General features: G+C 52.5%; 11 protein-coding genes and 2 pseudogenes. 6 read left to right on the forward strand and 7 right to left on the reverse strand.

The window, feature by feature from the left end:
* The 3 genes and pseudogenes from Har1131_RS19130 to Har1131_RS19140 form a co-directional block, all read left to right on the forward strand.
* Entirely contained in the window at nucleotides 1–693 is a 693-nt protein-coding gene (locus Har1131_RS19130) for a DUF6339 family protein (protein WP_151147678.1), read from the forward strand.
* Between the two features lie 210 nt (nucleotides 694–903).
* Nucleotides 904–1,260 (forward strand): hypothetical protein, encoded by a 357-nt coding sequence (locus tag Har1131_RS19135; protein WP_151147675.1) that lies wholly within the window; start codon nucleotides 904–906, stop codon nucleotides 1,258–1,260.
* A gap of 333 nt (nucleotides 1,261–1,593) precedes the next feature.
* Nucleotides 1,594–2,022: pseudogene (locus Har1131_RS19140) on the forward strand (transposase); the annotation flags it as partial.
* Between the two features lie 715 nt (nucleotides 2,023–2,737).
* Here Har1131_RS19140 and Har1131_RS22815 read toward each other — a convergent pair.
* The 6 genes from Har1131_RS22815 to Har1131_RS19170 all read right to left on the reverse strand — a co-directional run bounded on the left by Har1131_RS22815 (nucleotide 2,738) and on the right by Har1131_RS19170 (nucleotide 13,471).
* The gene (locus Har1131_RS22815) at nucleotides 2,738–3,073 is read right to left on the reverse strand and encodes a restriction endonuclease (RefSeq protein WP_151147669.1); all 336 of its coding nucleotides are present in this window, start codon (nucleotides 3,071–3,073) and stop codon (nucleotides 2,738–2,740) included.
* Nucleotides 3,048–4,217, reverse strand: coding sequence for a DUF5797 family protein (locus Har1131_RS19150; RefSeq protein WP_151148270.1), 1,170 nt, complete (start codon nucleotides 4,215–4,217; stop codon nucleotides 3,048–3,050). Before Har1131_RS19150 ends, Har1131_RS22815 begins: the two co-directional genes overlap by 26 nt.
* A gap of 1,150 nt (nucleotides 4,218–5,367) precedes the next feature.
* The gene (locus Har1131_RS19155; RefSeq protein WP_151147663.1) at nucleotides 5,368–6,213 is read right to left on the reverse strand and encodes a phosphatidylserine/phosphatidylglycerophosphate/cardiolipin synthase family protein; all 846 of its coding nucleotides are present in this window, start codon (nucleotides 6,211–6,213) and stop codon (nucleotides 5,368–5,370) included.
* On the reverse strand, nucleotides 6,200–7,996 hold the full coding sequence (locus Har1131_RS19160) for a hypothetical protein (protein WP_151147660.1): 1,797 nt from the start codon (nucleotides 7,994–7,996) through the stop codon (nucleotides 6,200–6,202). The genes Har1131_RS19155 and Har1131_RS19160 overlap by 14 nt, the downstream gene beginning before the upstream one ends.
* Nucleotides 7,997–7,998: 2 nt before the next feature.
* On the reverse strand, nucleotides 7,999–11,196 hold the full coding sequence (locus tag Har1131_RS19165; RefSeq protein ID WP_191907497.1) for a DEAD/DEAH box helicase family protein: 3,198 nt from the start codon (nucleotides 11,194–11,196) through the stop codon (nucleotides 7,999–8,001).
* Nucleotides 11,197–11,293: 97 nt separating this feature from the next.
* The gene (locus Har1131_RS19170) at nucleotides 11,294–13,471 is read right to left on the reverse strand and encodes a DrmE family protein (RefSeq protein WP_151147654.1); all 2,178 of its coding nucleotides are present in this window, start codon (nucleotides 13,469–13,471) and stop codon (nucleotides 11,294–11,296) included.
* A 143-nt stretch (nucleotides 13,472–13,614) separates the two neighbouring features.
* On the opposite strand from Har1131_RS19170, the gene Har1131_RS19175 reads away from it, so the two are divergent.
* From Har1131_RS19175 to Har1131_RS19185, 3 genes are all read left to right on the forward strand, one after another.
* Nucleotides 13,615–14,379, forward strand: coding sequence for a hypothetical protein (locus tag Har1131_RS19175; protein ID WP_151148271.1), 765 nt, complete (start codon nucleotides 13,615–13,617; stop codon nucleotides 14,377–14,379).
* Nucleotides 14,376–16,193: an MFS transporter gene (locus tag Har1131_RS19180; protein WP_151148273.1), complete on the forward strand. Its 1,818-nt coding sequence runs from the start codon at nucleotides 14,376–14,378 to the stop codon at nucleotides 16,191–16,193. The genes Har1131_RS19175 and Har1131_RS19180 overlap by 4 nt, the downstream gene beginning before the upstream one ends.
* Before the next feature lie 80 nt (nucleotides 16,194–16,273).
* Nucleotides 16,274–17,011 (forward strand): hypothetical protein, encoded by a 738-nt coding sequence (locus Har1131_RS19185; RefSeq protein WP_151147648.1) that lies wholly within the window; start codon nucleotides 16,274–16,276, stop codon nucleotides 17,009–17,011.
* A gap of 120 nt (nucleotides 17,012–17,131) precedes the next feature.
* Here Har1131_RS19185 and Har1131_RS19190 read toward each other — a convergent pair.
* Nucleotides 17,132–17,824 (reverse strand): annotated as a pseudogene (locus tag Har1131_RS19190) (DUF6339 family protein).
* Nucleotide 17,825 lies beyond the last annotated feature (1 nt).

The raw sequence follows: 17,825 nt of genomic DNA on the forward strand, positions 1-17,825 counted from the left end.
ATGACAGAAGAAAATCAACTATATCGACTAGTCGAAGACGGGCAGCGACTCGTTGGCGAAGAGTTCCTGAAGGGAGAGGCGAAAATCCCCGACGAGGCGTTAGACGAGTACGTTGAACCGATGCCAAGTGGAGCGATGGGCAATCTCCAGACTCTTGACTCAAGTGTCGAGAGAATCTTGAACGAGTATTCTGAAACCGATACTGCGATGGACGGTGCCCTTGCTGAGGACGTCCACCAGTGCTTGGATATCACGCGGCGGACCGCTGGTGATCCTGGTCTGTGGCACTGGATAGCGGTTGATCGGTATCCAGACTTCGTTCGCCATCGCTGGGAGTACCGCTCCGAAGCCGCGATGCGTGAGAAGTTTCTCGGCGCCGGCTCTGATCTCTACTCTAACGCGATCCACCGGCTATGGTGGATCGCCGAACTCACGTCCGATGGAGATGACTACACCCTAACAGAGCAGGTGTTCGCGAACCAGACGATCGTCAACAAGGTTTTTGATCGGTGGTTCGCACGGTATCAGCCAGCTGTCGTCGCTATCTGTGACGAACTTGCTGACGAGAGATCGGGTGTCATTGACGAAGCCACACGACGGTTCAATCACGCCCTGACTAATGTCCAGCTTGAAGCGCTATCCGAAGAGGATGCGCGAAACCTCACGAGACGGGTCATCCAAGACGTCAGGTGATTGCTCAAACGAAGGGTCCGTGAATGTCCCCGTTAGCTGGTGAACTGTCGCTACCCTGCTGGTGACCGGTACTGCATAAAGTGCGGTTTCGAGTTGCAGGAATAGTGGGAGATGCGAGGTGCTGGATTTTCAGATAGATTCTGAATGTGTGAAGATAAGATAGAATAGCCGACAACAATCCATAAGAACATTGGATGTGACGGTAGTCTTATGAGCGCGGAATACGCCGAAGAGGATCTCCCTGAAGAAACAATCGTGATAAACGGACGTAGCTGGCAGCGGGAGCACTTTGATACTGACGGATACCAGTGGGTCCGTGAGTTAGACGACAGTGAGTATGATTGGGATTGTTCCGAGGTTAATCTCGTTGGCACGGACGTACCTATTCAAGTCGTGTCTCTCCAGCACAGAGGTTCTCAGTGGTACGTCGAAGCTGCTGAAACCGCAGGCCCTGACTATCACCGACCTGGTTTTACGGAGTTGATCGGAAGTGAGTATCATACGACTGTTGACGAAGCGGAAGCTGCCTTCGACGAAGTCCGATCGCTCGTTAAACGTCTCTCTTGATCTGATCGCCCGACTCAAAAATTCGCAGACTGAGCGAAAATTCGTTTTCCGTTGATCCTTCGCCTTGAAATATGCCGAGGTACAGCTTATCACTAAGTGAATATAACCGTCTATCGGGTCTTCTTCATCTTCTACATCCTCTGGGTGATCAAAGTACAGATCAAGGTTGATCAAGTACTCGTCCCGTGTCTAGGTGTTCCCGCCCATGATCCGATATAAGGGTGGTAAACAATAAACGTCTCCCGCTCTTGCGTAGGAGATTGTTGATACTGTTGAGCCGTAGCTGTGGAGTCGAAGAGGACAAGGGCACCGCGTCAGCGGTGCCTGACACGAATGATTCCGCTAGATGTGTTTGGGTCGGAATCGGTCGCAGCGGACCTGCTGGAACAGGTTCGCTGGCGTGACGGTGTTACCTGTCCTCGCTGCCGTTCTGACCGGACGGTCAGAAACGGCAGCTACAGAGAGTTTCAACGATATCTCTGTAAGAATTGCGACCGTACGTTCAACGATAAGACTGGCACAATCTTCGCTCATTCGAAGATTGCGCTCCGGCGGTGGCTGTTCTCAATTTATGCGTTTCTCCAGTTTAACACGAGTCTTCGTCAACTACAGTGCGAAATCGAGGTAACACACAAAGCGATACACCGGCGCATCGAGCGCTTCGCCAGAGCGCTCGATGCGCCTTCCCTCGATCTCGTCAGCCCGATCGAAATCGACGAAGTGTACGTCTCTGCCGGGAAGAAAGGCCGCGAGCGCGACCAACTCATGTCCGACCTATTCAAACACAAGGGGCTACGAGCGATTCACTGGATTCGCACCGTTCGAACGAGACGAAGCTTGGTTCGTCACCCACCAGAATGACGCCGTCGATCTCGCCTTCGAGGTCGACAAATATGTGGACGAGGTGTGTCTCTACACTAAAAAGAACAAGCACAGGGACTTCTACAGCCGGACGCAAAAAATCTCAATAAGATCAAAAAGAACAGTTACCAATCGCTCGCCTCTTCGTACTATATTTTCGCGTACCAACCGAAGGAGTACTTCGGCGATGCAGATATCGATTACAACACCTCTTGGGATGGTTGGTATCTTGCAGTTGTCGTCCCTGCATTACACAACGAGCTCTACATCCAGCTGAACACCTATCTCAGCAAGGATGATACTGCAAGAACGTTCTTCAACCAATATTCGGAGCAGATCGCAAATCTTGTCGAAGAAAACGACATGGAGGTCCATGCATCTGCGAATAGCCTGCACTCTGAAAAGGAACCAACCTACCATACAGATCCTGAAGAGATCAGCAGGTTAATTGAGAACGAAGGCGGCAAAGGCCAGTTCAAGCGGTTTCGTATCGGTTGGGGGTAGACACGGATAAATCAGCCGAGGACATCGTCAGGGCCGCGGCGGAAAAGATAACAGATCTTCACGAGATCTTCTACGGTGGTGTTGAACGGCGGACGGAGTATCCAGAGGTTGCTTAGAGGGGAGAGCACCTTTCGCGCGTCCAATCGAGAGTGCCGGTTTTCGATAAATTAAAACATGCGAAGGATGAGCACGAGTTCATTCTGGAAGGTGCTCGTTTTTCCGAAAACAAATTTCCTGTCCTCTCACCGTTCCATGTCTCGATTCCTAATTCGTCTGCTGCTGCACGAGCAGAATTGGTAAAAAACGACGACGAGGTGAATACCATCCTGTCCGCACTGATATGGTGTGCAGTAGTTGCAAAGCGGTGAACTGCGTCTTCACCGACCCAATTGTTCTCCTTCCGAACTTCGATTCTGCCCGTTCTAAGACTGTTCTTCCACGAGGTCACGACCGTGACCGGTCGGGACGATCAATTGCTCTTCGTTGCGGCGGTAATACTCAGAGAGATTCGACGCGAGGTACTGGTAGACTTCCTTCCCAGATGTTAGTCCCCATTCGTCTCGGAGTTCACTGTTTTTCGTCGGAGATAATCTCACCAAGTCCTCTAGCCGATACAAGTCTTCGGACGAAAGCCCATCTGGAAGGTTGACGGTATCTTCGTCTTTCGGTTGATCATGGTCGTCCTCAGGACCGTCTTGTTCGTCTGGATACGATGGATCTGGCCCGTTATCGTCGGGTTCGGCGTCACTCAGTCCGTGCACCTCTGGCGTCGGGATTCGATGGTCCGGTAGTCCTGTGAATTCTCTGTATCGCTCCATCGCAGCATCCACATGGTCCTTGATGGTCCCGTGCATCCAGTCTGAATAGGTGAAGATCACCGTCTCGTCCACACGTGGGTGGCAATAGAGTGACGCGTGTCCCGGTCGCTGGAGGCCGCAGAAAACCAGTGTCTCGACTGGTGGGATGTCTCGTACGGTGTCCTGGTTGACGACACGCAAGTGCTCGTCCAATAGTTCCGCGTCGACACCACTCTCGTCGTAGAGGGCCTCACTGAGCAGTTCGCCGGTTTTCTTCGAGCCGTTGAATACGGCGACACTGTCGCCCTCCTGAACAGACTCGTCGATTGTAGCGACGATCTCATCGAACATCGGACAGCTGTCCCACAAGAAATCTCGAAGTGCTTCGACGGCCTTCGTCGACTCGAGTAACGAGCCACCACCGCCATCTATCCGATGGTCGCGTAACTCTTCGAGATACTCGGCCGACGTCTTTGGGAGGTATATTTCGCCTTCGAGGGAGCGTTCTTCTATCTTTTCGTCGTAGATACGTAACGGGAGAGCGAGCCGTTCGAAGAACATCTGTGCGTTGAATACCTTGTTCGCGGCACCGTAGTATTCTACGTCTCTGAACGTGTGAAACTGGTCGAACAGAAGTTTCAGTTCGTCCGTGATACTCCGGGCCTCCACGGACGAAACGACGATATCTGCTGGATCTGTGTATCCGAGAAGGTCGGTGCTCGTCGGTGGGAACGGTGGATCCAGTTCCTCGTCATCGTCGGGGAAGTATCCCGACAACGAAGTCGAATGCGTCATCTCGATCGAATCTCGCGAGCCTGTAACGGCCGATAGAGTCTCTGGTGTCGGTCGTATCAAGGTGGAATATAGACCTTCTGGTGGCTGGTACGCAGGAGCACCGTTCTGTTCGATTTTGGTCAGCGGACTAGAGAGACGAACCACGGGAGTATTAGGATGGTTTGCCGTGAGCTTCTCGATATCGGCATCGTCGTCTGCCCGCTTTCGAGAGATGTGGTTAAGAATTATCGCATTTAGACCGTTTAGATCGTGGAAGTCGTCGAGATTCTTACTCAAGACCAAGCAGGTGTTCGAAGGCGTCTCATCGTGGGTTTTGATGACTCCGTCTGAGACGTACCCGGTAGGAAAGACTTCTGGAGAGGTTTCACCGAATCACTGCCATCGGAGGTTCGTGAAAGGCCGTACCGTTCGTACTCTTCTCGAATATCTCCTTTTTCGCCCCAGTGTGTCTGTGTTCCTGGCGAGTAGAGTCCGACGTTACCATCTATAGCAGGGTGTAACAACAATTCGACCGCGACAGGGATCACAGCCCGAGGATCGAATCCTGGGAAACAAATATCGAGCGGCTCCTGTGCAGTGATTTCGGTGGAGAGACCGTTGAGAAGCTCGTGCTCTACAGGTCCTCGATTTGCGGGGATCCAGCTGTCAGCAGCTTTGTACCAGATCGCCCTCGTCAAGTCTTCGGCAGCTCGAAAGTACGACTCTATATCGACGACACTGGCAGTTCCTTTGTTCGCTCCGTATCGGGTCGTCGAGAAGTCGTCGACTCGGAGGTAATGAACGTCACCTGGGTCTCCCTGGTCGACGTCTAATTTGGCCCCACCCGTCAAGACGATCGGGTCCCCGTCGTCTGACTCTCGTACCAACCCGAGAAGATAGTCGCCCGGGGTAAATACCCCGGCATCTTCGGACGCTATAAAGAATTGGCTCGGTTTGCTCATATTGTATTTTGATAGGTCGTATCGGACTATCCTGTGTAGAGTTCCAGGAACATAGTGTCTGAGTAACTGAGCTCGCGTGTGGATATTCCCCAATATCTCTATTAATAACTTATGTAACGTGAATACTAGTTTATATATAAGGTTGTGATTATCAGCAAATTGAATTTTACCGAGAGATGGGCCGTATCGATTAACAAAGTGATGGGTGCTCAAACACGAACGAACTCGTCGTCGCGTAACTCGACTCTGTGGAGGTATCTCGATTCACGCAGTTCGTCGGCAAAATTGACGAACTGACTGACCGTATCGTCGCGGAATATCACCCCGACTTCGAGATTGTCGTGCAGGCCTCTATGGGTGAGATTAGCCGTTCCGAGATACGCCCGTTCCCGATCGACGATAGTCATCTTGGTATGTATGGTCGCAGTACTCTCTTCTTCGGGGTTGATGTACTCGTATAGTTCTAATTCTCCGCCGAGTGCTTGACGTTCCGAAGACACTTCTCTAACGAACTCACGACTATCCTCGTCAGAGCCGTACGTGAGGTACCGAGTGACGAGTGTCACCGTTACACCTCTATCCAAGGCGTTGACGACGGGACGGACAACGTTTCCAAACGCTTGCTCGGTGAAGAATGGATTCAAGATGAGGATCTCCTCCTGAGCACTCGCGATAAGCTCTACCAGGCGGACGACTAAACTCCCCAGAGACTTCCCGATATCCGGATTGTCTCCTTGAGGAACGTTGACGACGACGTCGTTCTCCGGACGGCGACCGGTGGCGACAGCCGTTTTCGCGGCTCCAGATGCGATATCGAGACGTTCTCTGTCCAGCCCTTCGTCGGTCACTATATTCGCCTGTTCCATACTGTAGAGGAGGGACCGACTGTCAGAGTGGGAAAGAGCCTGTTGGAACATCTCTGCGAGTTCCTCAGGTGTGACTTCGGCGTTCCCAGATGCCTCTAAGTACTCCATGGCTGCCACAACCGCATCTACATCGTCTGTCGACGTGCTAACGTCGACGAGATGGTCGACTACCGTGCTAAGATCCGACATTCGTGCCGTCCTCGGCCACTTGGATGTCCAGATAGCCTTTTTCGATATCGCCGTCGTCGAATTTCCCACCGTACAGCGTCGACCGACTCAGATTGTGGTTGCCGTTATCGCAGGAGATGTTAGATATAAACAGACAGTCTTCACAGGCGGCGTTCTCCTCTTCTTCACAGACTGGGTCGTAGATGCACACTTCTGCGTCGCTGTTGATGTAATCGACGAATCGAAGGAACCGATCTTCGACCAGCGTGTGCATCGCGCCGAGACTGAAGTCTGTATCGGACCGTTTGTAGATAACGAAGCTGAGCGTGTGTGGCAGGAGATACTCGACGAGGCTGTCTTTCGAGTATCCAGAGAGAGCGTCTATGGCAGACATCACCGTATGAGACATCGTGTGGAGGAGCGTCAGCGTGTGCCGCGCGATCTCGGAGTCGTCGTCTGGATCTACTTCTTCGTAGTACGGATACTCGCGCAGATTTCGTAAGAACCACTTATCGAGATCCTCGTCTGGCCACTCGTTGACGATCCCATTCTCCTGCAGCCATTTGAACACGCTTTCGGAGTCGAGAGTGAACATCACCGCCTCTTCTTCGGCAGTCTGTGCGAACATCCGGTCGTTTCCGTTCTTGCCGTGGAACGTGTTGAGCCGAGAGTCCTCGTTTGGACCCGGGTTGAGTCGCGAGTACCCATACACGACCGTAGTGATGGGGAAGTCCGAGATCATCCGCACAGAGTCGATGTTCAAAGTGTTTCTCGCGTCTTTGTACTGGTCGACGACAGCAGGATCGAGATCTTTCCGACTCTTGGCCTCTTCTTGGAGCTGTTCGAGTGACGTCGCGTCGATATCTGCGTTCTTGACGAGCGACTCGAATTCGAATACCTCTTCGCTCACCGCTCGTCTACGGCGGTCGTCGAACGTGTCTTCGACCCACTCCATAGCCTCTTCCCGTTCCTGTTGGCGCTCTTCGTTTACCTCCTCTTTCTTGTCCAGATATTCTTCTTCGGTAACGCCGAGTGCGTCGAGGACGTCTTGGTCGACATCGAGTTCGGTTTCGTCGGACTGCGTAGCCTGGTCTTGATCTAACAGATAATCTACGATCTTCTGCTTTTGGAACTCGTCGCTTCGGGCTATCGAGTTGAGGTCTTGGTCTTCTACGTTGACGAAACTAGCCTTCTGAGGGTAGAAAGTCGTAGAGGAGGAGTGGACTTTGATTCGCTGACGATCGCCACAGAATCGACAGTTGTCGAGTGCCGTGTAGGCATCACCGATATAATCCCCACACTCTGGACACTCCCAATACGAGTCCGACATCTGTGAAGTCGGGCGTCGGAAGCGCGGATACGAATGTCCACAAGAGCAGTAGGGGACTGGGACTGAATCTAACGCGCCACAAGTACACACGGTGACGAACTGGAGCTGTTCCGTGTCGTCGAACTCTTTGCCACAGTGTCCACATCTCGGTGAGGAACCCGATTTGATATCGTCCTCACTGAACTCTGTACAGGCGCCACAACTCCGACATTCGAAGACTCTCGGGAAGATATCGAAGGAGGCCCCGTCGGGTGAGACGAGATCCACGTTGTCCGGCCGCAGAGGGACGTCGTTGGGCCACTGCTCAACGTACGGTCGGATTCGCCGGAGCAGGTAGCCCTTCGGAAGGTCGCTCACCTTCGACTTGCGGTCTTCGTATATCCACCCGATACGGCCGATCGTCCCGTTCCGCGAGTGATTGAACGTATCGTCTGGGAGGAAGTTGAACAGTAGCTGAGACTTCTTTCGTTCCATGGTTAGTTACCTCCCACCATGTCGTTGTAGAACTGTATCTCGCTCGTATCAGGCGATATCTCGACCTGTTCGCCGATGTCTCGTAGACTGATCATAGGCTCTTCTTTGATCGTCGTATAGGATCTCTGTCGAAGTTTTTTGAGCCAGTAATCCCAGTAGGACTCTGTCTTTTCTGCGATGCGTTTGTCGAAGTACTCGTCGTTACGTTTGTGGAGCCCATAGGATCGTTCTAACAGCCGTTCGTACTCTTCCCGATTGAATTCGGGATACTGGTCGGGGGCCGATATCACGTCTTCGAGTTGACTCGAGCTTTGGACGTTTATTCCGTATTCACGATGCATGATCGGCCGGAAATACTGCATCAAGAGCGCCTCGTACACCCCTGGGAAGGTTTTCTCCAAACTGAACTTCGACCAGCGGTCGATAGAGACCGCATCGACCGATCGACGAAGGTACTCGTGGGACTTCTCGAAGTACTTGTAGCGGTGTTTGTCTCGCTCGTCGTACGGTCGGAACACGTCGACGACAGTCCCCGGGACTTTTCGGCCGACGCGGGCACTGGATTGGATGTATTGGAACGTCTCTGACGGGAACCCGAAGAAGAACATCATATTGAACCGATCGACGTCGATACCGTGGCCGATGAAACTCGTAGCGCCCACAGTGTCGACCCGGTCTTCGAAGTCGCCATCTGGATCCTGAAGTTCGTCAAGGACGTCCGTCGATTCCACGTCGGCAGTCAGTTGTTGGGTAGAGAGGTTGCTTTCGTACCCGTCGTTTTCCATTTCTTTGTTTATCTGGTTCTCCATACTCCGAAGGAACCGATCTTTCTCGGTCTTTCTCAGGAAGTAGACCACACTGAGTTCGTAATAATCCAGGATATCGTAGAGAACGTCTTCATCGATATCGACACTCTCGAGACCGGTCTCACGGACATCTCGAATCGTCTGGTGGTACTTTTTGACCAGGTCCAAGACGGCGTATATGTGGGTCTTGTTGACCGGAGTGATACCGATATATCGGCGTTCGGGGTCGTCCTCGTCGACGTAGCCGTAGAAAGATTCCTTCAGCGTCGGACCCTCCTCTGGGAACCGATTTGCATCTTTGAGGAACAGGTTATCCATATGCTGTTCGTAATCTGCGATCGTCGCTGTAGACGTGATCACCTTGGGCTCGGAGTTGTCGTCCGATAGTTGCCGGCACAGCTCCTGGTAGAGAGTCTCGTATTGGCCTGCGAAGACACCCAACTCCTCGTTTAGCAAGTGAACCTCGTCTACGAGGTGGAGAGACGGTATCGGGTCGTAGAGGTCTGGTTCGACGTCTTCGAGCTTTGAATCGTCGGAACAATTCAGTGTACTACTCTCGGGGCATTTTCCAGCGTAGCCCAGACCATGGTCCTCACACTTCGAAGTGAAGTTTCCGAGCAAGTTGGTGAACCGCGGATTCGCTCCTGCGATGGAGATCTTGTCGAGAGTTCCCAAGAGGACGGATGGAATCTCTCGGTAGATGTCGTGATCGGTCACGTAGAGAGGTAACCGGTCGACATCGCACTCCTCGTCGGTGCAGAAGTGGTACACCTTGTTCACATCAGCATCGAATTCGACGTCGACGGTGCCCCCACACTCCGGACATTCGGTGACGACCCGGCATTGGTCTCTGAGGGCGTTCTGGTCTTTTTGAAACGTCGACCAGTAGTTGTTCCGGCCGCTGTCTGCGATACTGTTCGGGGTATCGTGACTTCCGACGAAGTAACCGACACTGAACGGTTCACCGACATCTAACTCCTGTTCGCGAATTTTGTTCGCCTCGTGTAAGATAGAGAGGAAGCGATCTTTCTGCTGTTTACCGAGCAGTCTGAGCGGGAAGCGGATCCAAGCAGTCACTCCTCGCTCCTTCCCGCGAATCCGGTCGAATAGAAGGCTGAAGACGATGAGTCCGAGGTACGCTTCCGTTTTGCCACCACCAGTAGGGAACCAAAGCACTTCGGCCTCGTCGTCAGCATCACTCTCGAATCGCGGGTACTCCCTTGAAACGATGGATCCGATATTGGAGACGATGAAGATTATCTGGAACGGATACCAGGCATCCATCTCCGTGTCCTGGTTACGGAATGCACGATTCATCAGCAGGAACGCCTTCCGAGCGTCCTCTTCAGACTGAAGTATCTCGATACCGTCGCGGAATCGGTCGATTTCGTCTTTGAACTTTGCTGCCGATTCTTCGAACTGCTTTAGTTCTTCGTTGGAGAGGTCACTGGCGATCTTTCGTTGTCTCTCTCCGACCCACTTCGAGTGATACGTGTTCATCTCGTCCTCGAGACCCACGAGAGCATCTAAGAAGAGATCGCCATCGGAGAGCTTCTCTAACCGAGTATACTCCATATGCTCTTCCCGTTGTTTGAATCGCTTCGACTGATATTCTGGGACAGCCGTGGTCTCTATCCATCCTTCCCGTACAGTTTCGTTCCTGCCGGCTGGGTCGAGACCACTGTCGTCTGTTGAACAGTTTTCACCTTTCCCCCAGATCTTCCGATCGTATCGGAACTCTTCCGGAATAAGACTCAGCGAGTAGTGGTTGAAGACACCTTCGAGGCCTATTGTAGGATTGAAAACGTACATATCTGCCTCTCCGTCGGTATCCTCGTCAGATTCGTTGTACAGCCGGAGAGACATCTCGTCGTTCCGCTCGTCTATTTCGAATTCGAGCTCCCAGTGGGGCGGATCGATGTCGTCTTCCGACAACCTATCTCGATATTCCTGGAACTGGTCCGGGTCCGAGAGGTCCACATCTGTATCCTCCGGCCGGTCCAAAACGAGAATGTCCTCCTCGGAAAATTCTTCCACGAGATTCTCGAGTTGCTCGCCTATGTCTTCGGTGATATCGGAACTGGCGTCCTCGTACCAGGGGTCATTTTCCGTTCCGACTGCCTTCGTGTCTATCTCGGTTTCGTATTCGAACTCCACTCTACGGTAGAAAGACGAATCGGTTCGAAAACTCCGACCAGAATCTCCGTTACTCCCGGTTTCGAGCTCCTCGTATTCGGAACGAAGCGGGAACGACGGCAGATAGATTTCGAACGAGACAGTGAGATCCAGGTAGCGTTCTTGCTGGTCTGGCTTGACTTTTAGCCCGATGAGATTTGGACGTGACTCGGTGAAGGGACCTTCTTCGCCAGACGCCTTGGGGGCGAGACTCGACAAGAAATAACTGTTCTGTGGCTCGTCGAAGGCGCAATAATCTGTATATCTCCCACGCACCTTCTTCAGAGTCCGGTCCATCAACTCCCGGTTAGTTTTGTCAAACTGATTTTGTGTCGGACACATGTTTTATGTCGATTTTATCTCCTATGTTGTTAAGTTGACTGCCGATACCGCTCTCGAATCGTGCTTCTTTCTTCGGATCTATCTCTGCCTCGACAATTCTGTGAACTCGTCTTCCGATGCGTCGATGGAGAGTGCGAATATATCTCATCGCTTCGTGAATGTCTTTGGATGCACCTTCAGATCCAGGGCGTGCGATCTCCAGAATCAAGTGAACGTCTTCGTGGCTACGCGGTCCGAGCGTGTCCCCCTCTGCCCAGGATTCGATGGTTGCGGTTGTCTGTAAGTCGGATCCTCTCTCCTGCAACTCGTGCAGTATTTCGTCGGTAGTATAATCCGAGTCGAGCGCTTCGTTGAGAATCTCTCGCCAGCGTTCTATCAGCATCTCGCGTTGTTGTATCGACTCTTTCTGGTGCTGGTGCTCGGTTATAATCTCGTACAAGTCGGTAGCCGCTTCACCGAGAATGACCACTTTGTCACCCGGACGCAAGTCTCGTGCACGACGACGACGAACCGTGTCTGCGTCCGGGTCGAGAATAGTCATCATCGACCGAGGGGTAGTCTCTTGGGTACTTCCGTCGCTAAATTCGATCTCGATATTTTCTATCGCTGACCCCTCTGACCCTCGCCCCTCAGAGTGGCTATCGCCGTCGGTCGTCGCCAACGATCGAGCGACGTCCACCTCGATCTCCGAACGTGAGAACTCGACGGTATCCGGCCGACCGATCTCTTCACTATCTTCGACACGAACGACTTCACTCGTGGCACCAGAATCGTCGCCATCTGTGTCCGCCCCATCACTCGTCAACTCGTTTTCCACGACGTTTTTGAGAAACGGATAGACCAGAAACTCCACATCGGTAGAGGGTGGAAACTCGTAGAGAGGGTGGTTGAACCCAGGGAGGTTGACGAATACGTGCTTGGTGTCCGGACGTGGGTTGACCTCCGCCTTCGTCACCAGTTCGACGTTGTCGCCGATATCGACATCGTCCAAAAATAAACCTCGCTCGATAGCGTCTCGGTGCATCTGATTTCTGGCGACGAAGACGGTTGTTTCAGCGGTTTCGGTCGCCTCTTCTACTCTGTTCTTTAGCACTCTCTTTTTCGGATTCTGTTTCTCTAACTCGGCACGGAGGTCGTCGGCGAGCCTCCAATACTCGTCGAGCCTCCCAGTGACGGTCTCTTCGGCTCTGTTACGAGCCTCCTGCAGCCCTTCGATCAGGCGCGATGTAGAGCTATAGTAAAAATTCTCTTTGACTTGTTCGTCGTAAACAGATGGTTCGACCGCAAGCTCCACCAGTAGGTTGTTGATTTCGGGAACCGCGTACAGGTCAGGAGCTGCATTTTGCAGGCCCTGTCGCGCCTCGTACAAATCGTCGAACAACTCTTCTAGATCACCGGGATCGACACTCGTAATAGAGATATCGACCCCCTGGTTGACGATGAACTCTTCCGTACGAGCCCGTGATGGATTCTCGCCGAGTGACTCGGTCTCGGTCTCCGCTATCGTCGACCGAGAGACTTCGAGTTCTTCGTTGACCGTTTCCGCGACGTTCGCCGTAGCGAAGTTCCGTTCGTCGGAGTAGTACACGACGGTCGTGACTCGATTACGACGCGTGAATGCTTCGAACTCTGCGACGTTGTTCTGCCAGAGATCTTTCCGGAGATCGACGAACATTAGACCGATCTCCATATCTTTTTCAGACGATCCCAACACCGACTCGTCGGTCACTCGATAGACCGTGTTTCCACCCTCGAAGTCAGCTAAGTCACTGATATTACGCTTGTCGACGATACTTTCACCAGAAACAATATCGCTGTAACTGAAGGACTCGATATCGCCGATATAGCCTTGTTTCGGGAAGAGAAGCAGCGGGTTCCCCGTCGATTGAGCATCCCCTGAACCGGTCCTGGTATCAGCAACGAACGTGTAAGACGCTGCTATTAGTGCTGGGACGAGTGAATAGCTGAAAGGGTTGATGATAAGCAGGTCTTGTTCGTTCTCTAGGAGAGCCAGTGTCTTCTCGATGAGCGCTTTGTCGGTCTGGCCCATATCGACCACTTGGTCGTTGTGTTCTATCCAGCCCTCGAAGAATCCCGCGAGGAATTCGCGGCCTTCACACCTTTCTGCGAGCCTCGGGATAGAGTCGCCCATCTGTAAAAAAATTAAAATCAGGTTAGATATATCTTCCGCCGATTTTGCAGGTAGAGTACGTACCGATACTAATCTGGTACGATTACGCTACATATCATAATATTTGGGTGGAATTTATATATTGGACTCTATTCCTGTGGAGTATGTCGCCCGCCGATGCCTCGGATTGTGGCCACGAGACGGAGACCGACGGCGCGGAGTTAGCGTGCGGGCGTACGGTCGACGACGAAGATGAAAAGTGCGTGTTTCACCGCCCTCAGAGCGCCAAGACCGACGAAGAAATTCTAGAGGAGTTCGTCGACGAGATCCAAGATGCCCCGGATGGCCGCCCCGTCGTCAGTAAAGAGAAACGGCCCTGTTTTGCGGGTGCAAAATTTGGTACGATACAGTTTGAAGACACCCAACTTGCGGCGAACTGTTCGTTTCCCCTTGACCTTCGTGAAGTCGATGCCAGAGAAATATCGCTCAAATCCTCGGAAGTCGTTCGAACATTAGATCTCTCGGGGTCGAACGTAGAGGGTGATGTCGTGGTCGAAAATTCGGTATTCGATTCAGAGCTCATCTGTGACGACATCGATATTTCTGGGAGCTTAGACCTTAGCAAAGCAGAATTCGATCGTCCAGTTTCCTTGGTAGACGTCACAGTCGATGGGGATCTGATTTTGGACGGAGCGACGTTCCACAACGGGATAAACTGTAACGAAGTTGATGTAGGGGGTAACCTGAGCCTCAAGGAAGCCGAATTCGGCGACAAAGTATCGTTCGAGGGTGCTGAAGTCTTCGGGGACGTCTCTATGAGTGATACTACCTTCCGTGAGGGGATTTGTATACACGATGCAGAATTGGCCGAGCTAGGGGGATTCGACGAGGTCGTGGATTTCTCCGGGCAGACATCTACGGACCAGTGACCATCGCAGACTCCGATATCCACAATCCCCTCCAGTTGAAAGACGTTCACTTGGATGACAAGCTTGCGATAGAGGACTCAGACATAGTTGGAGATATCATCGTTGAGTCGTCTAATCTTGAAGATGTCGACATCGAGTACGTCGAAGTTTCTGTACTCAAGATAGATTCGAGCAACACACACGATGTGCGTCTCTTCGATCTCGAAGCCGAGTCTATCGAATTCGTTCAAACTTCGATCGAAGGTGAACTTCATCTCGAGAGCGACGAGCTCGATAGATATCTTCTGCTCAAGGAAATCATGACGAACCAACAGGTCGAACTGAACGACGTCACCGTCGGTGGTCGGTTGCAACTGTTGGGGTCTCGGTTCAATGCGAGAGTCAAATGTGAGAAGCTTACGATAGGTGGGCCCTTGTCGGCCGACAACACGAGATTCGAGAGTGAGTTTATGGTAGAGAAAGGGCAACCTGGTTCCGAAATCAATCTGAGTGAAGCGACATTTAATGGAAGCTTGAAACTTCGGAATTTCATTGTCGACGAGATCTATCTGTCCGACGCTCAAGTCAGAGGAGGCTGTTTCATGGAAGACCTTTTTCTAAAAAATGGCTCGCTCAGGCTTCAAGATGCTGATTTCTTGAGTGGCTGTTCTTTGGAGAATGTGCGGACAATAACACGGATAGATGCATCGGGAGTCCGCTTCACCGAGAGTCTCTCTATCGAGAGAGGAAGAGCCCGGGTTGGGATTTCATTAGCCGAAGCGACGATAGAAGAAGAGCTGCTGATCGAAGATGTCGAAACACCCGGAGCGAAAGCGATAGAACTGGATCTTGCAGGAGCAGACATCGCCTCTGGGAAGATTGAGCGTACTGGCGACTCTCTGTACGACACCGATCTCACTCGGACGAAGCTCGGGGACGTCTCGTTCGAGAGTGACGACGGCGAACTATACGGACATCTCCGTTGTCAGGGGACCCAGTTTTCGGGATTCGAATTCTCGGACTATCAGGCCGAATTGAAACAAGAAGAATGGAAGATTCACGATCCGGTCATAGACGACGCCATACCTACCGTTGAACAGTCCCCACCTATCGACTCGGCCATATTTAGAGCGATCTGGTTCTTCATGGGGCCTATCAACTCCATGTATAAAACTATGACAGCTGGTCGGAAACTCGCTGCCAATGAAGAGCTGTCCGTCGAAAAGACTGATTCAGAACGAGAGGGTGACGGGCCACGAAAGGACGGGAAGGAACATGGAGACTCGGCGAGGGATAACCGTAATCAGGTGACAGACGACCCTCGCTTGGGGGACGAAAAGACGTTCACGCCGCCAGCCACCAGATCTGATGTCGAAGATTTACAGACGACGTATCTGAAAGCGAAAAACGGAGCTAATCAAGTTGGTGCGAAGAAAATCGCGTCCGAATTCTTCCGTCGCGAAATGCATTATAGACAGATCCTGCACGCAGCAGAGCAGTCCGGCTCTAGGTCCTTGGGATGGGTAAGGTGGCTCGAGAACGCGACACTGCGCCTCACAGCCGGATACGGTGAACGCCCACTTCGGGCTATCGGGTCGTTGTTGGTCACGATATTCGTATTCGCATTGATATACTTACTCGTACAACCGGCGTCAGTAGATGGTCCTCTGGATGCGCTGCTCGTCAGTATCGGTTCGTTCGCTACACTGATATTTTCCACCACACCACAGCTTTCGTCTCAAGTTGGACAAACTATCGCGATGATCGAAGGAGTATTCGGCGCGATATTCGCTGCGCTGTTGGTATTCACACTAACGCGATCCGTTCACAGATAGCCGAGGTCCGACTGGCTAGTCCAACCAGCACCAAACCTTTCACGCTTCCAAATTAAGCACCCTTGCATACCGACTTTGATATGCCAGGTGAAGATTCGCCTCCCCGGACCGAGCATCACAGTAATCTCCCGCCCGACATGCGTGAAGACGACGAAGATAGCCGGCATCAGACTCGGGAGTGTCGGGTCTGTGAAACGACCATCAGCGACCCACTCCCGAATCAATACGAATGTCTCGAGTGTGAAGATTTGAAAGAGAGGCTTGGAGGTGGTGGTTCAAACATCGTCGAGACAGACTCGGAGGGACCAGAGGACCCCTCTATTTTACCAGACAACGAGGCTGTGAACGGTGGTGGTGTGGGGAGCGAAGCGTCACTGCAACGAGCGATAGACGCCTCCGATCTTCCCCCTCTCGAAATGAAGCCGTCTAACAAGGAGATAATTCTAGAGAGGATCGACGGGGCAGGGAACGAAGAGAAGTTCCGAACCCTCCACATAGAAGGGGAGTACGAGCCATTCTACAGTGAGGACGACTACGACGAGTCATTCGAGATCGCTGTGCGTGGTTACCTGAGCATCGTCGCATTCTATACGAGACTCAGTGTACTTCACATGGAGTCGTTCTATCGGTCCTCAGCCCTCTACGATTCAGATTTCTGGAACGGATGGACACGATTGGAACTGTTAGAAGATGCCGTAGACTTCCAAGCCCAGAGAGATGAAGGATGGCGAATCTACGGGAGCGAAGACACATTCGAAGAGCGGTTAGCACGATCCAAGTCCCGACTGAAACTTTTAGAGCGGCAGATAGACCGATAAGCCTGCACAAGCGTATCGAGTTGGTACCTGCTTAATCGAACGTTCGAGACGGAGCGGCCGATGGGCGAGCCGTCCACTACCTGGGATAGACTGGAGCTGAATCTGGTTCTTCGGACTCGCCTAATCGATATCCGCTACGATTCGAGCGATCATCTCACGGGCCTCGTCCTCGGAGAGTCCCTCGAGCTGGACGTTCGTCAGGGCGTGGTTGAACCTTCGAGTCGCTTCGTCTATCACACTCGAGGGCTCGTCTGCGAGAACGTCACAGACTGCGACGACAGCTGGCTGGTACCGAGCGAACCACCTGTCGAACACCTTGTTGACGATCGTCTGATTGCCGAACACGTCCTCCGTGAGACTGTAATCGTCTCCGTCGGCGGTCAACTTGGCGATCCACCACAGTCGGTGAATCGCGTTCGAATACAGGTCCGATCCAGCGCCCAGGAATTTCTACCGCATCGCCTCTTCGGAGAGATACTTCCACCGATACCGGACGAACTCGGGATAGCGTTTCACTGCTAGCCAATGCCACATCCCAGGGTCTCCGGCAGTACGAGGTGTGATGTCCAGACACTGATGGACTCCTCTGGCCAGTTCGCCGTCCATCGCCGTATCGTACTCTGAATACTCCTGCAATACGGTGTCTACAGCGACATCCAGTGACTGTAGATCGGCCGTAGGATTCCCTGACATCGGCTCCACGTGTTCTGCGAGCTCTGCCTCGTCTATCGAAGCCTCGTCTTTGAGGAACTTCTCCCCGACGAGTCGTCTGCCGTCTTCGTGCAATCGGTATAATGGCTCTTCTGTGGTCATC

This window comes from Haloarcula sp. CBA1131 (assembly GCF_008728975.1).
In the GTDB taxonomy this organism is placed as follows: Archaea; Halobacteriota; Halobacteria; order Halobacteriales; family Haloarculaceae; genus Haloarcula; species Haloarcula hispanica.